This is a genomic window from Bacillus cereus group sp. BfR-BA-01380, assembly GCF_022663535.1.
GTDB classification, from domain to species: domain Bacteria; phylum Bacillota; class Bacilli; order Bacillales; family Bacillaceae_G; genus Bacillus_A; species Bacillus_A cereus_BB.
The window spans coordinates 88,691-112,714 of the sequence record NZ_JAKUFS010000006.1 but is presented as its reverse complement, the minus strand read 5'-3'; the positions used below and the strand labels follow the sequence as shown (position 1 = coordinate 112,714).

Genomic DNA, 24,024 nt, shown 5'->3' with positions numbered 1-24,024 from the left:
CTATTTTAAATGGATCTGGTTGGTTCAACTATATAAATCTATTTTAATTTTTCGATATCTTTGTCTAGCTCTGCCTCCTAAACAGTCGTCTCCGCTTTTCTTTTTGATCCAGCTCCAGCGGCTAGAACAGTCGGTGGCTTCGCGTCTTCCACCGAGGCAAAAAGCGCCTCTATGTCAGAAGCTCCATCCCCCTCTTGTTCTGAGCGAGCCGCTTCCGCTTTTCTTTATAAGTCGCTGTTATGCAAAATACAACATGATTGCTACTTGCTTTCTCCATTTGTTTTAAACATTGCATGTGGTAGGAAAAGGCCCTGACCGTTTCTATGCGTGGTAAAAAGAAAGGGTTTTTATGTCGTTTTTTTAACTTGTATATATATAATAATCGGTGGAGGAGATAAAGAAACCTCACTAATGGAAGTTTCACTTGATTGTAGGTAAAGAAAGTAAAGGTAGACAATGCTTGACAATGAAAATAGCGGTAGATACAATGATAATGTATATTTTTTCTTATATTATATACGACACACTCTTCTCAAGAAGAGAAGTAACATTCGGAGAGGACGTATACTTTCCGAAATAAGCATATGTCTAGTTTAATTGTGAAATGAAGAAAGTCCCTTGAAAAGGCGGGACGACGGTCATCGCTGTACGTTGCAGGTGCAAACAATGTACATCCATGCAGTCTTTTTTCATTCATAGCAAGAGGAGGTGAAATAATGAGTAATGAATTTTGGATACTCATCTCCATTTTGCTGGCCATCGTCAGTGCAGTTGTTGGGTTTTTTGTTCGAAAGTCCATTGCAGAAGCGAAGATTAACGGTGCGACCAATGAAGCGAAGCGCATTGTAGAAGATGCAAATCGTCAAGCAGAAGCACTGAAAAAAGAAGCGCTATTAGAAGCAAAGGATGAAATTCATACACTTCGTACAGAAGCGGAATTAGAAATTCGTGACCGAAGAAGCGAGTTACAAAAACAAGAAAATCGTTTAATGCAAAAAGAAGAGAACCTTGATCGAAAAGATGAATCGCTTGAGAAAAGTCAGCAGTTATTAGAAAAGAAAGAGGACTCTCTTGTAGCAAGACAACAGCAGATTGAAGATTTGGAAAGCAAAGTGGGAGAGTTAGTACAAAAACAGCAAGATGAATTAGAGCGTATTTCTAACCTAACACGTGAGCAAGCAAGAGCTATTATCTTAGAAAAAGTAGAAAATGAAATTTCGCATGAAATCGCTGTTATGGTAAAAGAAACTGAAGTACGTGCAAAAGAAGAAGCGGATAAGAAAGCGAAAGAGATCTTATCTTTAGCTATGCAAAGATGTGCTGCTGATCACGTTGCCGAAACAACGGTTTCAGTTGTAAATCTTCCAAATGACGAAATGAAGGGTCGTATTATCGGACGTGAAGGACGTAATATTCGTACGCTAGAAACATTAACGGGTATTGATTTAATTATTGATGATACGCCAGAAGCGGTAATTCTATCAGGTTTTGACCCGATTCGTCGTGAAACTGCTCGTATTGCTTTGGATAAACTTGTACAAGATGGACGTATTCACCCGGCTCGTATTGAAGAAATGGTTGAAAAATCAAGACGAGAAGTGGATGAGTATATTCGTGAAGTTGGAGAACAAACGACTTTTGAAGTAGGTGTACATGGCTTACACCCAGACTTAATTAAGATTTTAGGTCGTTTGAAATTTAGAACAAGCTACGGTCAAAACGTCTTAAAACACTCTATGGAGGTTGCTTACTTAGCTGGTCTAATGGCAGCTGAACTTGGTGAAGACGAAAAACTGGCTCGTCGTGCTGGTTTATTGCATGACATCGGAAAGGCAATTGACCATGAGGTTGAAGGTAGCCACGTTGAGATTGGTGTCGAGCTTGCGACAAAATATAAAGAGCATCCAGTTGTTATCAATAGTATTGCATCTCACCATGGAGATACAGAACCGACTTCAATTATCGCAGTTCTTGTGGCAGCAGCAGATGCGCTGTCAGCAGCAAGACCTGGAGCGCGAAGTGAGACACTTGAAAATTACATTCGTCGTCTTGAAAAGCTTGAAGAGATTTCTGAGTCTTATGAAGGTGTTGAGAAATCTTATGCAATCCAAGCTGGACGTGAAGTTCGTATCTTAGTGAAACCAGATACAATTGATGACTTAGAGGCTCATCGTTTAGCACGTGATATTCGAAAACGCATTGAAAATGAACTGGATTATCCGGGACATATTAAAGTTACCGTTATTCGTGAAACTCGTGCAGTTGAATATGCAAAATAAAGTGGTGGTGTTGCACCACTTTATTTTTTTGTGCTGAGAATGGACACAATATAGAAAAGCTTGTAGAATCGGAAATGATTCACGAAATCGGAAAATGTGAGAAAATCCGTATTTTTTATAAGTGAAGGTTGTAGTTTATGAGAATAAACTGCGAAGAATGTATAGATGGAAAGGGTAAAAACAATGAGAATTTTATTTGTTGGGGATGTAGTAGGCTCGCCAGGAAGAAAGATGATTCAAGATTACGTGCCTGCGTTAAAGAAAAAATATACACCTACAGTTACGATTATTAATGGAGAAAATGCTGCAGGTGGACGTGGAATTACAGAGAAAATTTATCGAAACTTTTTAGAATGCGGTGCACAAGCAGTTACACTTGGAAACCATGCGTGGGATAACCGTGAAATTTTTGAATTTATTGATGATGCAAAGTATCTTGCAAGACCAGCAAATTTCCCAGAAGGAACGCCAGGAAAAGGACTTATTTTTGTGAACTGTAATGGTAAAGAAGTAGCGATCATTAATTTACAAGGCCGCACATTCCTTCCGCCAATTGATTGTCCATTCCGAAAAGTGGACGAATTGATTAAAATCGCAAAAAAACGTACGAACATTATTTTTATTGACTTTCATGCGGAAACAACGAGTGAAAAGCAAGCGCTTGGATGGTATGTAGATGGACGTGCTACAGCAGTTGTTGGAACGCACACGCACGTTCCAACAGCAGATAACCGTATTTTACCAGATGGAACAGCTTATATTACAGATGTTGGTATGACAGGTCCATATGATGGAATTTTAGGAATGGATCGTGAAGCAGTGCTGAAGAAATTTTTAACAAACCTTCCAGTACGATTTGAAGTAACGAATGGAAGAACGCAGTTAAGTGCCGTGCTAATTGATGTAGATCCTAATACAGGAAAAGCTAAAAAAATTGATCGTATTTTAATTAATGATGATCAACCATTTTTTGAATAAAACACAAAAAAATTAGAAAAGAAAATATATTTTAATTTTTTAGAAAAATTACGAATTTTTAGCAGGAATATGAATCATTGCTCGTGAATATAAGTTAAAAGTGAATTCAATCGCTAATATTTTTTAAAGAAACGAGGAGGAAACGAGCAATGGAAATATTAAAAGTTAAAGCAACTTCGGTACCTAACTCTGTAGCTGGTGCACTTGCTGGAGTCATTCGTGAGCGTGGCTCAGCAGAAATGCAAGCAATTGGTGCAGGTGCATTGAATCAAGCCGTAAAGGCAGTAGCAATTGCGAGAGGATTTGTGGCGCCGAGTGGTGTGGATTTGATATGTATCCCAGCTTTCACAGATATTATGATTGATGGTGAAGAACGTACAGCAATTAAATTAATTGTAGAGCCTCGTTAAATTGGATGACCTGTTTGCATTTGCAAACAGGTCATTTTTATCCCTCAATTTAAGATTCAGAGGAGAGATGAATTTTACCGCTGATGGAATTATCATCTTCTGCAAGAAGATCTTCGCTTCCACTGTAACAATACAATAGTAAATAAGGATATTTTAAGAAGAAAGGATGAAGAACAATGAAAATTTTTGATGCGCATTGTGATGTATTGTGGCAGTTATGGCTCGGGAAAGGAAAGCGAACTTTTCAAAATGATTCTTTTTTACATATTACATACGATCAGTTAAAACAAAAGGGTGGTAGTATTCAATGTTTTGCAATTTATGTACCAGAAGAAATTCCATATGGGCAGCGATTTGCAGTTGCATTAGAGATGGCGAATATATTTCATGAACAAATTTTGGCACTGCCGAATATAAAATGGATTCGGACAAGAGAGGATATTCAACAATTAGGAAAAAATGATATAGGAGCCCTTTTAACTTTAGAAGGGTGCGATGCAATTGGGAAAGAATTAATGAAGCTACAAACGTTGTATAATCTTGGTGTTCGCTCTGTTGGACTTACCTGGAACTACGCGAATTTAGTTGCTGATGGAGCGTTAGAATCTCGAGGTGGCGGTTTAACACTGTTTGGAGAAAAAGTAGTGGAAGATTTAAATCGTTACAAGATATGGACAGATGTTTCTCATCTGTCCGAGAAAGGGTTTTGGGATGTGATGGAACTTGCTGATTATCCTATTGCGTCGCATTCAAATAGCTATGAGTTATGTGCGCATCCCAGAAATGTAACGAATGAACAAATAAGAGCATTAATTCAAAAAGACGGAATGATTGGGATAACATTCGTCCCAATGTTTTTAGCTGCAAACAAGTCTGTTTGTATAGATGATATATTAAGGCACCTAGAGCATGTATGTATGCTTGGCGGTGAGAGGAATGTTGGATTCGGATCAGATTTTGATGGAATCACGGAAACAGTCGTACATGTGGAAAGGTATGAGCATTATGAATATGTCATAAATGAACTGTTAAAGCGATATAAAGAAGAGCAAGTCAATAATTTCATATATCGTAATTTTATACACCATATTCCATTCTAAGGTATTGTTATAAAAGAGGAATGATAAATTAGAAAATTATGAAATTTGAAAAAATAAGTAATAAAATTGTATCAAATTGTTGCATTTTTACTGTGGTAGAGCTAGAATTGTAAACGAATTAAGATTATGCAAAGCATTCGTTGAAATCAGAAGAGGTATAATTTGTGTCCATTGTAGTTTCTTGTTCTAAAAAGTGCTAAACTAGTACTGTAAAAAAATACACTACAATGTATGCAGTTAAAGGGGTGTAGGAAATGATTAGTCAACTTTCATGGAAAGTTGGAGGCCAACAAGGTGAAGGAATTGAAAGTACAGGAGAAATCTTCTGTATTGCATTAAACCGACTAGGTTATTATTTATATGGTTATCGCCATTTCTCATCACGAATTAAAGGTGGTCATACAAACAATAAAATTCGCGTAAGTACAACAGAAGTACGCGCGATATCAGATGATTTAGATATTTTAATCGCATTTGATCAAGAAACAATTGATTTTAACTTCCACGAACTACGTCCTGGTGGAATTGTTGTTGCAGATGCAAAGTTCAATCCGAGCATTCCAGAGGGAACAGATGTAACTTTATATGCAATTCCATTTACGGATATTGCTTCTGAGCTTGGTACATCTTTAATGAAAAACATGGTTGCGGTTGGAGCATCTAGTGCGGTATTAGGACTAGATGAAAAAGTGTATTTAGAAGTTGTAGATGAAATTTTCGGTCGTAAAGGAGAGCAAGTTGTTCAGAAGAACATGGAAGCAATTCAACGCGGCTCTCAATATATGAAAGAATTGCTCGGCCAAAAAGTAAATATGATGCAACTTGAAAAAGCAGATGGAAAAAAACGTATGTTTATGATTGGGAATGATGCAATCGCATTTGGTGCGGTAGCTGGCGGTGCTCGTTTTATGTCTGCTTATCCAATTACACCTGCTTCTGAGATTATGGAATACTTAATTAAGAAGCTTCCGAAAGTAGGAGGAACGGTTATTCAAACTGAGGATGAAATCGCTGCTTGTACGATGGCGATCGGTGCAAACTATGCTGGTGTACGTACATTAACGGCTTCAGCAGGTCCTGGTTTATCTCTCATGATGGAAGCAATTGGATTATCTGGAATTACAGAAACACCTCTTGTAATCGTTGATACACAACGTGGTGGACCAAGTACGGGGTTACCAACAAAACAAGAACAATCTGATTTAATGGCAATGATTTACGGAACGCATGGTGAGATTCCGAAAATTGTTATGGCACCAAGTACTGCTGAAGAGGCATTTTATGATATTGCCGAAGCATTTAACTTATCTGAAGAATATCAAGTTCCTGTTATCTTCTTAACAGATTTACAACTTTCTTTAGGAAAACAAACAGTAGAACCGCTTCAATTAGAAAAAGTTGAAATTCGCCGCGGTAAACTGGATTTACATGCTGAGTTACCAGAGCGTGAAAATAAAGCATACTTCAAACGTTATGAAGTAACAGAAGATGGTATTTCACCACGTGTTGTACCTGGTATGAAAAATGGTATTCACCATGTAACAGGTGTAGAGCACGATGAAACAGGTAAACCATCTGAGTCAGCACTTAACCGCAGTGCACAAATGGACAAACGTTTCCGCAAAATGGAGAATATTAAGTTTAATACCCCTGTATACAAAAATGCAAAATATGATGACGCTGATGTATTATTAGTAGGCTTTAACTCAACTCGTGGTGCAATTGAAGAAGCGATGGAACGCTTAGAGCAAGACGGATTAAAAGTAAATCATGCTCATGTTCGTTTAGTTCATCCGTTCCCAACAGCTGAAATGCTGCCGCTTGTGAAGGATGCAAAACGTGTTGTCGTTGTAGAAAACAATGCAACTGGACAGCTTGCTAATATTATGAAGATGAATCTTGGCTATGGGGAGAAAATTTCTAGTCTGCTGAAATATGACGGAAACCCATTCTTGCCAAAAGAAATTTACAACGAATGCAAAAAAGGGGTTGTTTTAAATGGCAACATTTAAGGACTTTCGTAATAGTGTAAAACCAAACTGGTGTCCAGGTTGCGGTGACTTCTCAGTACAAGCAGCAATTCAGCGTGCTGCTGCAAATGTAGGTTTGAATCCTGATGAATTAGCGGTTATTTCTGGTATCGGTTGCTCAGGTCGTATCTCTGGTTATATTAACTCTTACGGTGTTCATAGTATTCATGGACGTGCCCTTCCAATTGCACAAGGTGTAAAAATGGCAAATCGTGATTTAACAGTTATCGCATCTGGTGGTGACGGTGACGGCTTTGCGATCGGGATGGGACATACAATTCATTCTATTCGTCGTAATATTGATATTACGTACATCGTTATGGATAACCAAATTTACGGTTTAACGAAAGGCCAAACTTCACCACGTAGTGAAGCAGGCTTTAAAACGAAAAGTACGCCGCAAGGATCGATTGAGCCAGCGTTATCTGTAATGGAAATGGCATTAACTGCTGGAGCAACGTTCGTAGCACAAAGTTTCTCTAGTGATTTAAAAGAATTAACACAGCTAATTGAGGCTGGTATTCAACATAAAGGGTTCTCTCTCATCAACGTATTTAGTCCATGTGTAACATATAACAAGGTAAACACGTACGATTGGTTCAAAGAGAACTTAACAAGACTTAGCGAAGTAGAAGGATATGATCCATCTAATCGTATGCTTGCTATGCAAACATTAATGGAAAACAAAGGTCTAGTAACAGGTTTAATTTATCAAAATAAGGAACAACCTTCTTACCAAGAGCTTGTAAAAGGTTATAGTGAAAAACCATTAGTTCATGCTGATCTGCAAATGGACCAAAAAATGTTTGATGAGCTTGTAGCAGAGTTCATGTAATTGATGAAAGGCTATCGAAAATTCGGTAGCCTTTTCTGATATAAAATTATGATTAAGTCTTTTCATAATAAAATGCATTTTGTTTACTAAGAAAATTCAGAATGATAAAATAATAAATAAGAGTCATATTATATGAGCTCCTCTTATCCCCTTAGTATCAAGTGAAATCGTTCATGAATCCAAGCTATCTCTATTGTTTAATTTGACTGAACGCTTTATACTATAATAATGTGTATAGGAATGAAGCGATATGCTTTTTTATAAGAACAACTTAAACAACAACTAACAGTTAAAACTTTGTATATGTAAGGTTGAAAGGAGATTAATCATGAACGAAGAGCAACGATTAGCAGGTCAACAAGCAACTTCAACTACTAAAAAAGCAGAAAAAGATTACAGTAAATATTTTGAAAGTGTATATCAGCCACCGTCTTTAAAAGATGCGAAAAAACGTGGGAAAGAAGAAGTTAAAATTGAACGTGACTTTGGCTTACCAGAAGAGTTTCGTAATTTTGGTGCTGGAAGAAAGTTTTATATCCGTACGTATGGATGTCAAATGAATGAGCATGATACAGAAGTAATGGCTGGTATTTTTACAACTCTTGGATACGAACCAACATTCTCTACAGAAGATGCAGATGTGGTTCTATTAAATACATGTGCCATTCGTGAAAATGCTGAAAATAAAGTATTCGGGGAACTTGGTCATTTAAAATCCTTAAAACAAAGAAATCCTGATCTTTTAATTGGTGTATGTGGTTGTATGTCACAAGAGGAATCTGTCGTAAACAAAATTATGAAAACATACCAGCAGGTAGATATGGTATTTGGTACCCATAATATTCACCGCCTTCCATACATTTTAAAAGATGCTATGTTCTCGAAAGCGACAGTTGTTGAAGTATGGTCAAAAGAAGGTGATGTAATTGAGAACCTTCCGAAAGTACGTCGCGGAGATATTAAAGCGTGGGTAAACATTATGTACGGATGTGACAAATTCTGTACGTACTGCATCGTACCGTATACACGTGGTAAAGAGCGTAGTCGACGTCCTGAAGATATTATTAAAGAAGTTCGTCATTTAGCTGCAAATGGTTATAAAGAAATTACGCTACTTGGTCAAAACGTAAACGCGTATGGAAAAGACCTTGAAGATCTGAAATATGGTTTAGGGGATCTTATGGATGAACTTCGTAAGATTGACGTAGCACGTATTCGTTTTACTACAAGCCATCCGCGCGACTTTGATGATCGTTTAATTGAAGTGCTTGCAAAAGGCGGCAATTTAGTTGAACACATTCACTTACCGGTGCAATCTGGAAGTACAGATATGCTGAAAATTATGGCACGTAAATACTCACGTGAGCACTATTTAGAACTTGTACGTAAAATGAAAGAAGCAATTCCAAATGTAGTACTAACGACTGATATTATCGTTGGTTTCCCAAATGAAACAGAAGAACAATTTGAAGAAACGATGTCGTTATATCGTGAAGTAGGCTTTGATAGTGCATATACATTTATTTATTCACCACGTGAAGGTACACCAGCTGCAAAAATGCAAGATAATGTACCAATGGAAGTGAAAAAAGAGCGTTTGCAACGCTTAAATGCGTTAGTAAATGAATTTTCTGCGAAGAAGAATAAGGCGTATGAAGGACAAATCGTTGAAGTGCTTGTTGATGGAGAAAGTAAAAATAATCCTGATGTACTTGCAGGTTATACACGTGCTAATAAACTTGTAAACTTCATAGCTCAAAAATCTGTAATCGGTCAGCTTGTAAAAGTGAAAATAACAGAAGCGAAAACTTGGTCTCTAAACGGGGAATTGGTTGAGGAGCCAATCGAGGTGAAATAAGAGATGAAAATCTTTACAAAAGATGAAATTGTAGAACAGGCGAAAGAATTAGCAAAAATGATTTCTGAAACAGAAGAAGTGGATTTCTTTAAACGTGCAGAAGCGCAAATTCATAAAAATGAAAATGTAAGATGTACGATTGATGAAATTAAGGCTTTGCAAAAACAAGCAGTGAATTTACAACATTATGGGAAATGGGAAGCGTTAAAAAAAGTAGAATCTGAAATTGATGTGCTGCAAGATAAACTGGATGAAATTCCAGTTGTACAACAGTTCAAATCTTCTCAAACATATGTAAATGATTTATTGCAGCTTGTCGCAAGTACAATTTCAAACACGGTCACAGATGAAATTTTAATTTCAACTGGCGGTGATGTGTTAAAAGGAGAGACAGGTGCTGAAGTAGCAAATAAAAAAGGCACGTGTGGTTGCTAAAAGATGTCGAGTTCGACATCTTTTTTTTATCCTATCTGGCGAGAAGACCCCCACCTCAAGCGTGCAAGAAGTGCAACGGTAGGTGGGGGTAGTTCAATTCGTTTCTAATAGATGATATTCTATCCCGCACTTCTTGAAGTTTCAATAATTGTTTTCGACTTCTGAAAATCAGAGCTTTTCTATTACAAAATGAAAGGTGCATGGTTTTTTCAAAAAAGAATAACACATTCCGCATTTGTCCCGCATATAATGAAATGAACATTCATTGAGGAGGGTTTCGTATGTCTGAATTTAGAGAGATTATTACGAAAGCAGTTGTGGGAAAAGGGCGTAAGTATATGAAAACAACTCACACTGTTGAGCCGAACCATCCACCGACTAGTATTCTGGGTTGCTGGGTTATTAACCATGCATATGAAGCAATAAAGAATGGAAAGTTTGTAGAAATCGAAGGATACTATGATATTAATATATGGTATTCGCATGATGAAAATACGAAAACTGAAGTGGTAACAGAGCGTGTAAATTACACAGATGACGTGAAAATTGGCTATCGTGATAAGAATTTTTCTGGGGAAGATTTCGAAATTATTGCACGTGTCGTTCAACATCCAAATTGTTTAGAAGCAGTGACTTCACCAAATAGAAATAAAATAGTGGTTACAGTAGAACGTGAATTTGTCATAGAGGTTATTGGGGAAACAAAGATTTGTGTAAGTGTGAATCCAGAAGGTTGTCAAGAAGGTGATGAGCAATTTGAATTGGATGATGGGCAATTTGAAGTGGATGATGATGAGTTTGAAGAACTTGATCCGAACTTTATTGTAGAAGTTGAAGCTGAAGAAGAGTAAGTTGAAGCTAGGGAGACCCTCTTCCTAGCTTTTTGTATATGTTTCAGATGATGGATCAAAATCATTCGTGTATAATTGTGTTATAATATATTTTTAAAGTGAAAAAGAAAGATGTATGGAGGAGCAAAATGGCACAGTACACGCCGATGATGCAGCAATATTTAAAGATCAAGGCAGATTATCAGGATGCCTTTTTATTTTTTCGATTAGGCGATTTTTATGAAATGTTCTTTGAGGATGCTGTAAAAGCAGCACATGAACTTGAAATTACATTGACGAGTCGTGATGGGGGCGGAAGCGATCGAATTCCAATGTGTGGCGTACCATATCACGCTGCAAAAAATTACATTGAACAATTAATTGAAAAAGGATACAAAGTAGCAATTTGTGAACAGGTTGAAGATCCAAAAACAGCAAAAGGTGTTGTGCGCCGTGAAGTTGTTCAATTAATTACACCAGGAACGATGATGGAAGGCCGTACAATAGATGAAAAGGAAAATAATTTTCTCGCAGCACTAGTACATTTTGAAGATGGTTCCTATGCATTAGCTTGCAATGACTTAACGACAGGTCAAAATACAGTAACATTGTTAACCGGAACACTTGAAGATGTATTGCTAGAAGTATACGCAACAGGCGCGAAAGAAATTGTCGTATCTTCCACATTCTCTGAGGAAGAACTAGACAAGCTGTTAGCGACATTAAAAATGACAGTTTCATATGAGGAAGAAACCAGAATTCCAGAGAGTCTTATGCGCCTCGTTCAAAATGTGACGCAAACAAAACTCCTTGCAGCAGTTGGGCGTTTATTTAACTATGTCTTACGAACACAAAAACGTTCCCTAGATCACCTGCAACCTGTTGAAATTTATTATACAAATCAATTTATGAAGATTGACGTTCACTCTAAACGTAATTTGGAGTTAACGGAAACCATTCGAACAAAAGAAAAAACAGGTTCGTTATTATGGCTGCTTGATAAAACGAAAACAGCGATGGGAGGACGGATGTTAAAGCAGTGGATGGAACGTCCGCTCATCCAAAAAGAAAAAATTGAAGAACGTTTAGAAATGGTTGAAACGTTTGTGAACGATTATTTCTTCCGTGAAGATTTAAAAGAAAAACTAAAAGAAGTATACGACTTAGAGCGATTAGCAGGAAAAGTTTCATATGGTAGTGTCAATGCGCGCGATTTACTGCAATTAAAGCGTTCCTTACTGCAAGTACCAGCGATTCTAGAAGCTGTTAGTCTTTTAGATAATGCTTATGCTACAACGTTAATTCAAGGCGCTGATCCGTGTGAAAGTCTAGCGGCATTACTAGAGAGAAGTATCCAAGAAAACCCGCCGCTTTCGATAAAAGATGGTGACATTATGAAAGATGGTTACAGTGAGAAGTTAGATCAGTATCGTTATGTAAGCAAAAACGGGAAAACGTGGATTGCCGAGCTTGAAAAACGTGAGCGCGATATAACTGGAATTAAGTCATTAAAGATTGGTTATAACCGTATTTTTGGCTACTATATTGAAGTTACAAAAGCAAATCTATCTGCACTTCCAGAAGGACGTTATGAGCGGAAACAAACGCTTGCGAATGCAGAACGTTTTATTACAGATGAATTAAAAGAAAAAGAAACGTTAATTTTAGAAGCAGAAGAAAAAATCGTTCAGTTAGAATATGATTTATTCACAGCTCTTCGCGAAGAAGTGAAAGTATTTATTCCGAAATTGCAGCAATTAGCAAAAATTATTAGTGAACTAGATGTTCTTCAAAGTTTTGCAACTGTAAGTGAGGAAGAACAATTTGTAAAACCAACATTAACGAGTAAACGAGAAATTTTTATTAAAGATGGCCGTCATCCGGTCGTTGAAAAAGTATTAAACGGCAAATTGTATGTTCCAAATGACTGTATCATGCCTGAAACTATGGATGTCTTTTTGATTACTGGTCCAAATATGTCCGGTAAAAGTACGTATATGCGTCAATTAGCATTGATTACCGTTATGTCGCAAATCGGTTGTTTTGTACCAGCAGCAGAGGCTGTACTCCCTGTGTTTGACCAAATCTTTACGAGAATTGGGGCAGCAGATGATTTAATATCAGGTCAAAGTACGTTTATGGTCGAAATGTTAGAAGCGAAAAATGCAATTGCGAATGCAACGGAAAGAAGTTTAATTTTATTTGATGAAATTGGCCGTGGTACATCTACGTATGACGGTATGGCATTAGCGCAAGCAATTATCGAGCATATTCATGATCAAATTGGTGCGAAAACATTATTTTCAACCCATTATCATGAATTAACAGTTCTAGAAGAAAGTTTAGGTCAGCTAAAAAATGTACATGTTTCCGCAATTGAAGAAAACGGAAAAGTGGTCTTCTTGCATAAAATTCAAGAAGGAGCAGCAGATAAGAGTTACGGTATTCACGTAGCTCAGCTTGCAGAGCTACCAGATAGCTTAATTGCTCGTGCTAAAGAAGTATTAGCGCAGCTTGAAGGACAAGAGGAAGTAATCATTCCGAAACGAACGGAAATGAAAGTTTCAGAAGAAATAGTGCAAGAACCTGTAGTCGTAAAAGAAGAACAAGATGCATTGCCGCAAGAAGAAGTGGAAGAAGAATCACAGCTATCCTTCTTTGCAGCGGAACAACCAGTAAACAAAGAAGACAAACCTGTGCTTGATTCAAAAGAAACAGCAGTATTAACGCAAATTAAAAAAATCGATTTACTTGATATGACACCGTTAGAAGCGTTAAATGAACTGTACCGTTTACAGAAAAAGTTAAAGAAAGGATGAGTCAGTAGATGGGGAAAATTCGCAAACTCGATGATCAGCTTTCTAACTTAATTGCGGCTGGGGAAGTGGTGGAGCGCCCTGCCTCGGTTGTAAAAGAACTTGTCGAAAATTCCATCGATGCGAATAGTACATCTATTGAAATCCACTTAGAAGAAGCTGGATTATCGAAAATTCGCATCATTGATAATGGAGATGGCATTGCGGAAGAAGATTGTATCGTTGCCTTTGAACGACATGCAACAAGTAAAATTAAAGATGAAAATGATTTGTTTCGTATTCGAACGCTTGGCTTTCGCGGCGAAGCATTACCGAGTATCGCATCTGTTAGTGAATTAGACTTAATCACAAGTACAGGGGATGCACCAGGAACCCACCTTGTGATTAAAGGCGGCGAGATTTTAAAACAAGAAAAAACAGCGAGCCGTAAAGGGACGGACATTACGGTTCAAAATCTGTTTTTTAATACACCAGCACGCTTAAAATATATGAAAACAATTCATACAGAGCTCGGGAATATTACTGACATTGTATACCGCATTGCATTGTCACATCCGGAAGTCTCATTGCGTTTGTTTCACAATGAGAAGAAATTGCTTCATACATCAGGAAATGGTGATGTAAGACAAGTCCTTGCGGCAATTTACGGCATTCAAGTTGCGAAAAAATTAATTCTAATTGAAGCAGAATCGCTAGACTTTACGATTCGTGGGTATGTGACGTTGCCAGAAGTAACACGTGCATCTCGTAACTATATGTCAACGATTGTAAATGGTCGTTACGTTCGAAATTATGTCTTAATGAAGGCGGTGCAACAAGGCTATCATACGTTGTTACCTGTTGGCCGTTATCCAATTGGCTTCTTATCTATTGAAATGGACCCGATGCTTGTTGATGTGAACGTTCATCCAGCAAAACTAGAGGTTCGCTTCAGTAAAGAACAGGAATTATTGCAGCTTATTGAAAAAGCATTACAAGATGCATTTAAAAAGATTCAACTCATTCCTGATGCCGGCTCTGCAACAAAGAAGAAAGAAAAAGATGAAAGTGTTCAAGAACAATTTCAGTTTGAGCACGCAAAGCCGAAAGAGTTGCCAACTATCGTTTTACCAAGTGGAATGGATGAGCAAGAAGAAAAACCAAAGTCACAACCACCGCTTTGGAATCCACCAAAACAAGAATGGCAGCCGCCAGAGTCTCTTGTAAAAGAAGAAAACAATTGGCAACCATCTAAACCAATTGTAGAAGAACCACTTTCAGGGGAGAATGCTTGGGAAGACCATGAGGAAGATTTTGAATTAGAAGAACTTGAAGAAGTGCAAGAAATCGAAATGAACGGAAACGATTTACCGCCGTTGTATCCAATTGGGCAAATGCACGGAACATATATTTTCGCTCAAAATGATAAAGGATTATATATGATTGACCAGCATGCAGCTCAGGAGCGCATTAACTATGAATATTTCCGTGATAAAGTAGGACAAGTAACGCCGGAGGTACAAGAATTACTCGTTCCGTACCGAATTGATCTATCGCTTAATGAATTTTTGCGCATCGAAGAACAACTAGAAGAACTGAAAAAAGTAGGAATTTTTCTAGAGCAATTCGGCCACCAATCGTTTATTGTCCGCTCACATCCAACATGGTTCCCAAAAGGACAAGAGATGGAAATTATCGATGAAATGATGCAGCAAGTATTGAAATTGAAAAAAGTCGATATTAAAAAACTGCGCGAAGAAGCAGCCATTATGATGAGCTGCAAAGCATCGATTAAAGCAAATCAATATTTAACGAACGATCAAATCTTTGCCTTATTAGAAGAACTGCGAACAACAACAAACCCATATACTTGTCCGCACGGTAGACCGATTATTGTGCATCATTCGACTTATGAATTGGAGAAGATGTTTAAGCGAGTGATGTAAACCGTTGTCCAAAGAGAAAAAAGTTCGCTACTGGGTAATGAAAATTGTTTGTACTGTTTAAAGTTAGTATAAAGAATGAAAAATGAAAAATACCACTGAATTAATGAGTTTTTACGTTAATATACTGAAAAAATAATAATGTACGAAAAGAATTTTTTAATAGGCAAAAAGCATGACAATTTTATGTCATGCTTTTTGTTAATTATCCATAATTTATAGGTTCAATGTTTTGTGGTAACGTGTAGAGTATTATTTGTCATTTCTAATGAAAGGTTTGAAAGAAGAGCGTTCATTGAATGTAGAAATATGGAGGGGCTCCATAGCCATCAAGCTAATATTTTGAATTACCCCCAAAACGAAAATTTTATTTTTCCACAATTATTTATAACAATTTAGCTCATTCTTTCATTTGCGGGAATACCCAATTTCTTAGCTTGATAGCGATGTGGCGTTACTCCATTGCTATCAAGTTAAGCTCATACAACGTCAATCATAGTAGAGGTTGCTTCTTTTTTCTCTTACAGTTAGCAAAATAATGTCAGGCTGATAATGTTTTCATTTGAATAAATGTTGGTTTTCCATACTGATCACGTCCCTTTTTTAGAATAATAGTATCAGTATGTTCAAGATTTAGAGATCACTTGCAAGTGTGTTGAACTTTTTGCACCAGAACCATATATATTTCTTTATAAAACCCTAAAAATATATTTAATATGGTAGGAATCGTCCTCATGTTACATGTACATTCGTGAACGGGAACGTACATGTTTGATTCATCCCATTCATAGAGAAAGGAAGCTAAATCACGCTTCCTTCTTAACTTACAAAAATGTAAGTTAACTGTTAGACAATTCGATGTTTTCAACATACCGTTCCATGTAAACTGAAACCAACCATACAATTAAAAAAGGAGTGGATATTCATGAACCATAAGTAAGTGTAAGGTATTTAGATAGTTAAGGGTAGATCTAATAAATATAACGGATTAGGATAATGTGCTTATCATGAAAAATGATGATGTATATAGGTGAATATGCTAGGAACAAATATTTTGTGACACCTGTCATCGGATTAATAGCAGCAATTATTTACTTTAACAATTAGAGATTCAGTGAAGTTTGGAGGATTTTAAAAAATGTCTTTTTCGCAATTAAACATTGATGCTTTTCGAACAATCAATGATTTAGGTAAACAGTATCCGTTCTTAAATCCAACTATGGCATTTGTGGCGGAATATACAGTGTATTTGTTAGCGCTAATTATTGTTTTTTATTGGTTTACTCGATCTGATAAAAATAGAATGATGGTTATTCATGCCATGCCTGCTTTCGTTCTTGCTGAAGTGATTGGGAAAATAGTGGGGCACTTTCATTCGCATTATCAGCCATTTGCAGTACTTCCTGATGTCAATAAGCTTATTAATCATGAGATAGATAATTCATTCCCAAGTGACCATACGATTTTATTTTTCTCAATTTGCTTTTCATTTTGGCTTGTTCGTAAAAAAGAATGGTGGCTATGGCCCGTGCTTGCAACATGTGTAGGCATCTCTCGTATTTGGGTAGGGGTTCATTATCCTGTCGATGTGGCAGTAGGTGCCTTAATAGGAATCGCTTCAGCATTATTGGTTTATCGATTTGCATCAAAAGTATCTTTTTTACCAAAATTACTCGCCCTATATGAAAAGGGAGAACGATACATCTTACCTTCAAAGGAAAAGAAAAATGAAATGTTAGAACACGCTAAACTTGAATCTACAGAAGTGGATGAACCCATTCATAAGCAGGTTGCACAAGAGAAATTAAACTACCTTGAGGAAAAAGGACGAAAAAACTAGAGCGTCAGCGTTTACATAAAATTGAGGAATTGCTGAACTTGAGGAAAGTATTAATGCATTAGAAGCCGAGCTTTGCTTACCAGAAGTGTATGCTGACTACGAACGTGCTAGTGAGATTACAACGAACAAGGAAACAAAACAAATGCAACTAGAACAATTCCTGGAAGAATGGGAACAACTGCAAGACTAAAAGTAAACACAAAATAGATGAATCAAATTCCTCAGCCGAAATTAAACAATGAATTTTGTATCTTACAAAGTGCCAGTCCACATTTGGAATGGCACTTCTTTATTACTGCTGTTTGTTTTATCATCTATCACTTTGGTTAAATGATAAAATATACTAACCTGCCGTTTAGTTGAAGAAGGGAGGGTGATGCTTACCGTGTATCACCTACTTAAACATTTCAAAATAAAAACGCCATCCTTTCCTATAATTTTACAGAAAGAATAGCGTATTTTTTCATTTTAGGGAGTATTACTGCCCACGAATAGCGGGATAAATAATTCATCTATACATCCAATAATAGAATTACAATAGAAATTAAAGAACAACAAGTTCCTATTAAATACAAAACCATGACTGCATGAGATTGGGAAAAACCTGCTTGAAGTAACTTATGATGTCCATGAGTTTTATCCGGATTATAAGGGGCTTGTCCTTTTAACGTACGCTGTATTATTACACGTAATCCATCAATAATAGGAACTCCCAAAGCAAATACAGGTATAAATATAGAGAATACGGTAGCTGATTTCATTGTGCCAATCAAAGATATAGATCCTAATAGAAAACCAATCAATGTTGATCCTGCATCTCCCATAATTATACGTGCTGGAAAAAAGTTATGTTTTAGAAAACCTAAAGCTGCACCAGTTAATGCCACAGCCCAAAAAAAGGAAGTTAATTCTCCTTTAACTAAAGCAACACATGCTTTATAGATTTTTATTTTTAAAAGTTTTTATTAATATTTTCCTTATTATAGCTTTATTTATAATGTCACGGAATATAGTAGAGTATTTTGCTCTAAAATATTACGACAAGAGAATATAGTTTATCGTGTTTACTAAAGATAAGCCACTTTTGAATGCAACATAATTTAAAATAGAATTAAAACGACTCAAAAACTCTTAGCGTGGTTATTTTCCAAAATGCTGGCGATACGCCTTAAACAACTTTATAGATACACAAACAGTATATTACTAATCCAAATCTATATGAAAGTAGAAATACTTGAAGAAGCTCAAGAGTGTATTGATTTGAAGAGATGGACGGTTATTAGAAAGTAATTTAAACAAAATAGTTATCATATGGAAAAGAGGGAATGAGAGATGGATCCAAATACAACAGTATATTTTACGTTAGGGATTGGATATCATGGTGCAAATCATAGAGATGAATTCACTTTAGAACAATTAGGAGAAGGAATTGTACTTGGAATTGAAATTTATGGTGTAGGAGCAAAAGAAACAAATATTCCTCCTTGTGGAAAATTTACGGAGAAATCACGTCAAGATGACAATCTATCAAAAGAATATGTAATGATAGAAGAATTAGGTGAGTTGGCATACTGTATCGATACGTCAATATTTCGAAATAATGAGTGTCCAGTTGTAAGTTGGATCCAATTAATGAAGAGACTGGAGAGGGAAAGTTTGACAATTTTTATAAGTACTTCTATTCTAGATTATATGAAATATTAGATTAGTATAGATAGGAACAATACATGATAGAAACGAGTGGGGAAGGTAAACGTGGCATTTTTGATCGTAAACCTCGCAAATGTGGTGGAAAGTCTAAACACAGAGGGATTAGTTACGAGCAAGTTTGTGTTCTTGTTGCCAGATACCATACAAAGTCGACTGTATCAAAAGTAGCTTGTTTTGGAATGGTAATTGTTTCTAAAGGGATAATGGGGAGGAAGCTTTATGAAAAGAATGATTGCAGTATCTAGTTTAGCACTTATGGTAGGTTTAACAACGGGGTGTAACAGTGAAAAAACGAGTGAAACGAAAGCAGCGGCAGTACAAAAAGAAAAAGAGCTAGTAGTAAAGGATATTTTTAACAAAGCAGCTGAGGAGTTTAAAAAAGAAGAATATGTCACAATGACATATGGCTTGGTTACGAAGGGGAACAATAAGTCAGAAGATATGAAATTGAAAATACAGATGGAGCCGAAAACAAAGAGATCCCGAAGTGAAATGAATGTCTCAGGGACGATTGTTATATCATATGAGGTAGATGGAAAGATTGTTAATCAGGTGAAAAATCCCAATACAGGGGAGCTTATTACGATTCCTGCCGACCAATTTAACGCAGAGGATTTTAAGGTGGTTGAAGCTATATTGAATGATTTATTACGACCGAATCTGCCGGAAAATAAAATGAAAGTGGAGAAAGATGGAGAGAAGTATAAGCTTATATTCCGTTTAAAAGGAAAAGAAGCAGCAGATACTTTACAGAAAATTGACAGGAACGGAAACTTAAAAGAACTGTCCGAAGGGATAAATGTAGACTTTCTAAATGTCCAATATATTTTTACAAAAGATTATAAAGTGGAGGCTTTTAAAGTAGATATAAAGGCGAGTGCGGATAAAGAAGCATTTCAAGGTAGTGTAGATGTAAAGGTTACTTCTTATGAAAAATTTGATCCAATTCAGTTGCCAGAAGGAAAATAATGATTTGCCTATTATAAAAGAAAAAGGGCCGTTATTATGTAATAATGTATATATTTTCTTGGCTAATATCACTTTGAATTTATAGGTAGATTAAGTGATAAAATTAAATGGCTTTTTGGAATACCGTAGTTTATTAGCTGCGGTATTTTATTATATAATTTTGTGCCATTGACCAGTTATTTTATCATTTTAACCGAGAAGACCCCTTCTTCTAAACGAAGTAAAGGTGGGGGATGAATCGTTTTTTCTTTTTTAAAGAAAGTAAGAGGCAAAAGCGTCTTATTTGTTGTTAAGGGAAGAGCGCCTTACAACAATGTAAGGTGGATGTAAGGGAAATCAATGTATACATTGAAGCATAATAGCTAAACTAACAATATATGAGTCGACTAAAAGATAGTAAGTGATAAGGAGTGAGCATATGATCTTGTTAATGTTAATCCTCGCATATGGACTGTTTTTGTTATATTGTGTTCGCACAGCCGAGGAAGTGGATGAATCGTTGGATATTTAGCGAAACACATTAATGAAAGATAAGTGATATTGAAAGTCTAATCATTTTAAAGTTCAAATATACAAAATGAAACCCGATTTATGAACATAGAAAACATACAAGATAGCATTATTAGTAATGTAATTGTTAAAGGTGGCGTCTTGCAAACAGTAGATAAGTACCAAGTCCACCCAAGTAAAATGTCCTCAATGACCTGATGAGGCTACAGTAGAGGCAACTCCTGTCTCGACAGCTTCATCTGCAAACCCACCTGCCCAAGCAGGTTGTAACCTTGGTGTCATTGTTCCTGCGATATCTGTTACTTTTGTAAAACTTGCTCCTTTTCTTTTTTATGATTTTTATATTGTGTATTATTGAATTAAACGCTATAATTATAGTGTTAAAGATGGAATCGTGATATGACCTGTTATGAATCTATCATTTTATTTATGAATAAATGGATTGGTATTTTAGCAAGATGTGCTAATAAACTACTCCACCATGATGATAGCGTACCTATTAATTCGGTGCGTATATTTTCGTGGTGGAGTTTTTTTATTCTCAAAAAGGGGGAAAGACCATGAACGACAGCATGGTTCATATTACAATTGACGGGAAAAGGTATACAGCTGAGCCTGGTTCAACTATATTGGGCATCATTAATCAAAATGGGATTGAGCATCCACAAATCTGTCACGTGCCTGAAGTGGATTCTATCCAAACATGTGATACTTGTATTGTAGAAGTCGATGGAAAACTTGTGCGATCCTGCTCAGCAGTAGCGACGAGTGGTATGAATGTTGAATTGTCTTCTATTCGTGCAAAGGCAGCGCAAACCGAGGCGATGGACCGCTTATTGGAAAATCATTTACTTTACTGTACGGTCTGTGATAACAATAATGGGAACTGTAAATTGCATAATACGGCAGAGTTAATGGAGATTGAGCATCAAAAATATCCTTACACGCCAAAAGTAGATGTAAGTGAAGTTGATATGTCTCATCCATTTTATCGTTATGACCCTAATCAATGTATTGCGTGTGGTCAATGTGTAGAGGTTTGTCAGAACTTGCAAGTAAATGAAACGTTATCTATTGATTGGGAGGCAGAGCGTCCTCGTGTTATTTGGGACGACGGAGCGGCTATTAACGATTCTTCATGTGTAAGCTGCGGTCAATGTGTAACCATTTGTCCTTGTAATGCTTTGATGGAGAAATCGATGCTTGGAGAAGCTGGATTTATGACTGGGCTGAAGCCGGACATTCTTGAGCCTATGGTTGATCTTATAAAAGAAGTTGAACCTGGATACAGCGGTATTTTCGCTGTGTCAGAAGTAGAAGCTGCGATGCGCGAAACTCGTACGAAGAAGACGAAAACGGTATGTACGTTCTGTGGTGTAGGGTGCTCATTTGAAGTGTGGACGAAGGGACGTGAAATTTTGAAAGTCCAACCAACTTCTGAGGCACCAGTTAATGCAATTTCTACTTGCGTTAAAGGAAAATTTGGTTGGGATTTCGTAAATTCTGAAGAGCGGCTCACTAAGCCTTTAATTCGTAAAAATGGAACATTTGTTGAATCAACTTGGGAAGAAGCACTTGATTTAGTTGCCAATAAATTAGGCGCTATTAAACAAGAGTACGGTAACGGTTCTGTAGGTTTTATTTCTTCTTCTAAAATTACGAATGAAGACAACTATGTGATTCAAAAATTAGCTCGACAAGTATTCGAAACGAACAACATTGATAATTGCTCTCGTTATTGTCAATCGCCAGCAACAGATGGATTGTTCCGCACAATTGGTATGGGCGGAGATGCAGGAACAATTAAAGATATTGCACAATCAGGTCTTGTTATTATCGTTGGTTGTAATCCAACAGAAGGCCACCCGGTATTAGCTACTCGTGTGAAACGGACGCATAAACTTCACGGTCAAAAACTAATTGTTGCAGATCTTCGTAAAACCGAAATGGCAGAGCGTTCAGATATCTTTATAAGTCCAAAGCAAGGAACAGACCAAGTATGGTTAATGGCTGTTACCAAATATATGATTGATCAAGGCTGGCATGATCAACAATTTATCGACGAGAATGTAAACTTCTTTGAAGATTTCAAAGGTAGTCTTGCAGAATATACGCTTGAATATGCAGAAAAGATTACAGGCATTTCAAAAGAAGTGCTCATTCAAATGGCCGAAATGATTTGTGATGCAGACGGTACTTGTATTCTTTGGGGAATGGGGGTAACGCAAAATACGGGTGGTTCAGATACTTCCGCTGCAATTTCAAACTTACTTCTTGCAACAGGAAATTATCGTCGCCCAGGTGCTGGTGCATATCCGCTTCGTGGTCATAACAACGTACAAGGTGCTTGTGATATGGGAACTCTCCCAGGATGGCTTCCGGGATATCAGCACATTACCGATGATGTAGCCCGTGCAAAGTTTGAAATAGCTTACGGGGTGAAGATTGATAACAAACCAGGTCTTAACAACATTCAAATGCTTCACGCAATTGAAAAAGGGAAAATGAAAGCCATGTATCTAGTCGGAGAAGATATGGCTCTTGTAGACTCTAACGCAAATCATGTACATGAAGTTCTATCAAGCCTTGATTTCTTTGTCGTTCAGGATGTTTTCCTTTCTAAAACTGCTCAATATGCAGATGTAGTGTTACCTGCAACGCCATCTCTTGAAAAAGAAGGAACTTTTACAAATACAGAGCGTCGTGTACAAAGATTATATCAAGTACTTCCTACACTGGAAGATGCGAAACCAGACTGGTGGATTGTACAAGCGATTGCAAATAAATTAGGCGCAAACTGGAACTATAGCCATCCAAGTGAAATCTTTGCTGAAATGGCAAGTTTATCTCCACTTTTCGCAAAAGCAAACTATGAAGTGCTTGAAGGCTGGAACAGTTTCCATTGGGGAAGTTTTGAAGGAACGAATACGCCGCTCCTTTTCCTAGATGGATTTAACTTTCCGGACAAAAAAGCTCGTTTCGCCATTGCTGATTGGGTACGTCCTGCTGAATTCCCAGAGGAATACGATCTTCACATTAATAATGGTCGTATGCTTGAACATTTTCATGAAGGTAACATGACAAATAAATCAAATGGTATTCAAGCGAAAGTGCCTAGTGTTTTCGTTGAAGTTTCTCCAGAACTTGCACAAGAACGTGGAGTTAAAACTGGTTCGTTAGTGCGCCTTGTTTCTCCTTTTGGGGCACTTAAATTACTTGCACTTGTAACGGATCGTGTAAAAGCAAATGAGCTTTATCTACCGATGAACTCGACAGATAAAGAATCCGCGATTAATTTCCTAACGGGTCCTGCGGTCGATCAACGTACCGATACACCTGCATACAAACAAACGAAAGTTCGTATGGAAGTGTTACAAGTAGAAGGTGAAAATCCGATGCCAAAAACGAATCCACGTAACAAAAAGCGTCACCCTCAAAATGGGATTGAGGTAAATCGCAAGTGGGCTCGTCCAGGATATGTGCACTTAACGGATAACTAGGG

At 37.0% G+C, this 24,024-nt stretch carries 15 protein-coding genes and 4 pseudogenes; 18 read left to right on the top strand and 1 reads right to left on the bottom strand.

Features of this window, described 5'->3' with window-relative positions; genetic code table 11:
• Positions 1 to 716 precede the first annotated feature (716 nt).
• From rny to MR076_RS26535, 13 genes and pseudogenes are all read left to right on the top strand, one after another.
• Complete coding sequence (rny, locus tag MR076_RS07870) at positions 717 to 2,279, top strand: ribonuclease Y (protein WP_242219413.1); 1,563 nt, start codon at positions 717 to 719, stop codon at positions 2,277 to 2,279.
• A gap of 183 nt (positions 2,280 to 2,462) precedes the next feature.
• Positions 2,463 to 3,257, top strand: coding sequence for a TIGR00282 family metallophosphoesterase (locus tag MR076_RS07865; RefSeq protein WP_242219411.1), 795 nt, complete (start codon positions 2,463 to 2,465; stop codon positions 3,255 to 3,257).
• Positions 3,258 to 3,406: 149 nt separating this feature from the next.
• Complete coding sequence (spoVS, locus tag MR076_RS07860; RefSeq protein ID WP_020059065.1) at positions 3,407 to 3,667, top strand: stage V sporulation protein SpoVS; 261 nt, start codon at positions 3,407 to 3,409, stop codon at positions 3,665 to 3,667.
• A 176-nt stretch (positions 3,668 to 3,843) separates the two neighbouring features.
• The gene (locus MR076_RS07855) at positions 3,844 to 4,767 is read left to right on the top strand and encodes a dipeptidase (RefSeq protein ID WP_242219409.1); all 924 of its coding nucleotides are present in this window, start codon (positions 3,844 to 3,846) and stop codon (positions 4,765 to 4,767) included.
• A gap of 254 nt (positions 4,768 to 5,021) precedes the next feature.
• Positions 5,022 to 6,779, top strand: a complete 1,758-nt coding sequence (locus tag MR076_RS07850; protein WP_242219407.1) for a 2-oxoacid:acceptor oxidoreductase subunit alpha — start codon at positions 5,022 to 5,024, stop codon at positions 6,777 to 6,779.
• Positions 6,766 to 7,632, top strand: a complete 867-nt coding sequence (locus MR076_RS07845; RefSeq protein WP_242219405.1) for a 2-oxoacid:ferredoxin oxidoreductase subunit beta — start codon at positions 6,766 to 6,768, stop codon at positions 7,630 to 7,632. Before MR076_RS07850 ends, MR076_RS07845 begins: the two co-directional genes overlap by 14 nt.
• 328 nt (positions 7,633 to 7,960) lie before the next feature.
• The gene (miaB, locus tag MR076_RS07840) at positions 7,961 to 9,490 is read left to right on the top strand and encodes a tRNA (N6-isopentenyl adenosine(37)-C2)-methylthiotransferase MiaB (RefSeq protein WP_242219402.1); all 1,530 of its coding nucleotides are present in this window, start codon (positions 7,961 to 7,963) and stop codon (positions 9,488 to 9,490) included.
• Positions 9,491 to 9,493: 3 nt separating this feature from the next.
• Entirely contained in the window at positions 9,494 to 9,925 is a 432-nt protein-coding gene (locus MR076_RS07835; protein WP_242219400.1) for a YlbF/YmcA family competence regulator, read from the top strand.
• 281 nt (positions 9,926 to 10,206) lie between these two features.
• On the top strand, positions 10,207 to 10,776 hold the full coding sequence (cotE, locus tag MR076_RS07830; RefSeq protein WP_242219398.1) for an outer spore coat protein CotE: 570 nt from the start codon (positions 10,207 to 10,209) through the stop codon (positions 10,774 to 10,776).
• A 128-nt stretch (positions 10,777 to 10,904) separates the two neighbouring features.
• Entirely contained in the window at positions 10,905 to 13,574 is a 2,670-nt protein-coding gene (gene mutS / locus MR076_RS07825; RefSeq protein WP_242219397.1) for a DNA mismatch repair protein MutS, read from the top strand.
• 8 nt (positions 13,575 to 13,582) lie between these two features.
• Positions 13,583 to 15,496, top strand: a complete 1,914-nt coding sequence (gene mutL / locus MR076_RS07820; protein ID WP_242219396.1) for a DNA mismatch repair endonuclease MutL — start codon at positions 13,583 to 13,585, stop codon at positions 15,494 to 15,496.
• Between the two features lie 1,135 nt (positions 15,497 to 16,631).
• Positions 16,632 to 17,216, top strand: a pseudogene (locus tag MR076_RS07815) (undecaprenyl-diphosphatase); the annotation flags it as partial.
• A pseudogene (locus tag MR076_RS26535) lies at positions 17,211 to 17,523 on the top strand (ABC transporter ATP-binding protein); the annotation flags it as partial. The pseudogenes MR076_RS07815 and MR076_RS26535, both read left to right, overlap by 6 nt.
• A gap of 322 nt (positions 17,524 to 17,845) precedes the next feature.
• Here MR076_RS26535 and MR076_RS07805 read toward each other — a convergent pair.
• Positions 17,846 to 18,277: an MraY family glycosyltransferase gene (locus MR076_RS07805; RefSeq protein ID WP_313897315.1), complete on the bottom strand. Its 432-nt coding sequence runs from the start codon at positions 18,275 to 18,277 to the stop codon at positions 17,846 to 17,848.
• A gap of 388 nt (positions 18,278 to 18,665) precedes the next feature.
• Between MR076_RS07805 and MR076_RS07800 the strand changes: the two genes are divergently transcribed.
• The 5 genes and pseudogenes from MR076_RS07800 to fdhF all read left to right on the top strand — a co-directional run bounded on the left by MR076_RS07800 (position 18,666) and on the right by fdhF (position 24,022).
• Positions 18,666 to 19,037: an SMI1/KNR4 family protein gene (locus MR076_RS07800; protein WP_242219393.1), complete on the top strand. Its 372-nt coding sequence runs from the start codon at positions 18,666 to 18,668 to the stop codon at positions 19,035 to 19,037.
• A 35-nt stretch (positions 19,038 to 19,072) separates the two neighbouring features.
• Positions 19,073 to 19,273, top strand: a pseudogene (locus MR076_RS07795) (IS1595 family transposase); the annotation flags it as partial.
• Positions 19,263 to 20,012, top strand: a complete 750-nt coding sequence (locus MR076_RS07790; RefSeq protein ID WP_242219392.1) for a hypothetical protein — start codon at positions 19,263 to 19,265, stop codon at positions 20,010 to 20,012. The pseudogene MR076_RS07795 and the gene MR076_RS07790, both read left to right, overlap by 11 nt.
• A gap of 909 nt (positions 20,013 to 20,921) precedes the next feature.
• A pseudogene (locus MR076_RS07785) lies at positions 20,922 to 21,114 on the top strand (hypothetical protein).
• Complete coding sequence (gene fdhF / locus MR076_RS07780; RefSeq protein WP_242219391.1) at positions 21,083 to 24,022, top strand: formate dehydrogenase subunit alpha; 2,940 nt, start codon at positions 21,083 to 21,085, stop codon at positions 24,020 to 24,022. Before MR076_RS07785 ends, fdhF begins: the two are co-directional and overlap by 32 nt.
• The last annotated feature ends 2 nt before the right edge of the window (positions 24,023 to 24,024 follow it).

Excerpts from the sequence above, each read along its gene's own strand:
- cotE (WP_242219398.1), top strand. The coding sequence starts at position 10,207 with ATGTCTGAATTTAGAGAGATTATTACGAAAGCAGTTGTGGGAAAAGGG.
- fdhF (WP_242219391.1), top strand. The coding sequence starts at position 21,083 with ATGAACGACAGCATGGTTCATATTACAATTGACGGGAAAAGGTATACA.
- MR076_RS07845 (WP_242219405.1), top strand. The coding sequence starts at position 6,766 with ATGGCAACATTTAAGGACTTTCGTAATAGTGTAAAACCAAACTGGTGT.
- mutL (WP_242219396.1), top strand. The coding sequence starts at position 13,583 with ATGGGGAAAATTCGCAAACTCGATGATCAGCTTTCTAACTTAATTGCG.
- MR076_RS07800 (WP_242219393.1), top strand. The coding sequence starts at position 18,666 with ATGGATCCAAATACAACAGTATATTTTACGTTAGGGATTGGATATCAT.
- rny (WP_242219413.1), top strand. The coding sequence starts at position 717 with ATGAGTAATGAATTTTGGATACTCATCTCCATTTTGCTGGCCATCGTC.
- MR076_RS07790 (WP_242219392.1), top strand. The coding sequence starts at position 19,263 with ATGAAAAGAATGATTGCAGTATCTAGTTTAGCACTTATGGTAGGTTTA.
- MR076_RS07835 (WP_242219400.1), top strand. The coding sequence starts at position 9,494 with ATGAAAATCTTTACAAAAGATGAAATTGTAGAACAGGCGAAAGAATTA.
- MR076_RS07850 (WP_242219407.1), top strand. The coding sequence starts at position 5,022 with ATGATTAGTCAACTTTCATGGAAAGTTGGAGGCCAACAAGGTGAAGGA.
- miaB (WP_242219402.1), top strand. The coding sequence starts at position 7,961 with ATGAACGAAGAGCAACGATTAGCAGGTCAACAAGCAACTTCAACTACT.
- spoVS (WP_020059065.1), top strand. The coding sequence starts at position 3,407 with ATGGAAATATTAAAAGTTAAAGCAACTTCGGTACCTAACTCTGTAGCT.
- mutS (WP_242219397.1), top strand. The coding sequence starts at position 10,905 with ATGGCACAGTACACGCCGATGATGCAGCAATATTTAAAGATCAAGGCA.
- MR076_RS07865 (WP_242219411.1), top strand. The coding sequence starts at position 2,463 with ATGAGAATTTTATTTGTTGGGGATGTAGTAGGCTCGCCAGGAAGAAAG.
- MR076_RS07855 (WP_242219409.1), top strand. The coding sequence starts at position 3,844 with ATGAAAATTTTTGATGCGCATTGTGATGTATTGTGGCAGTTATGGCTC.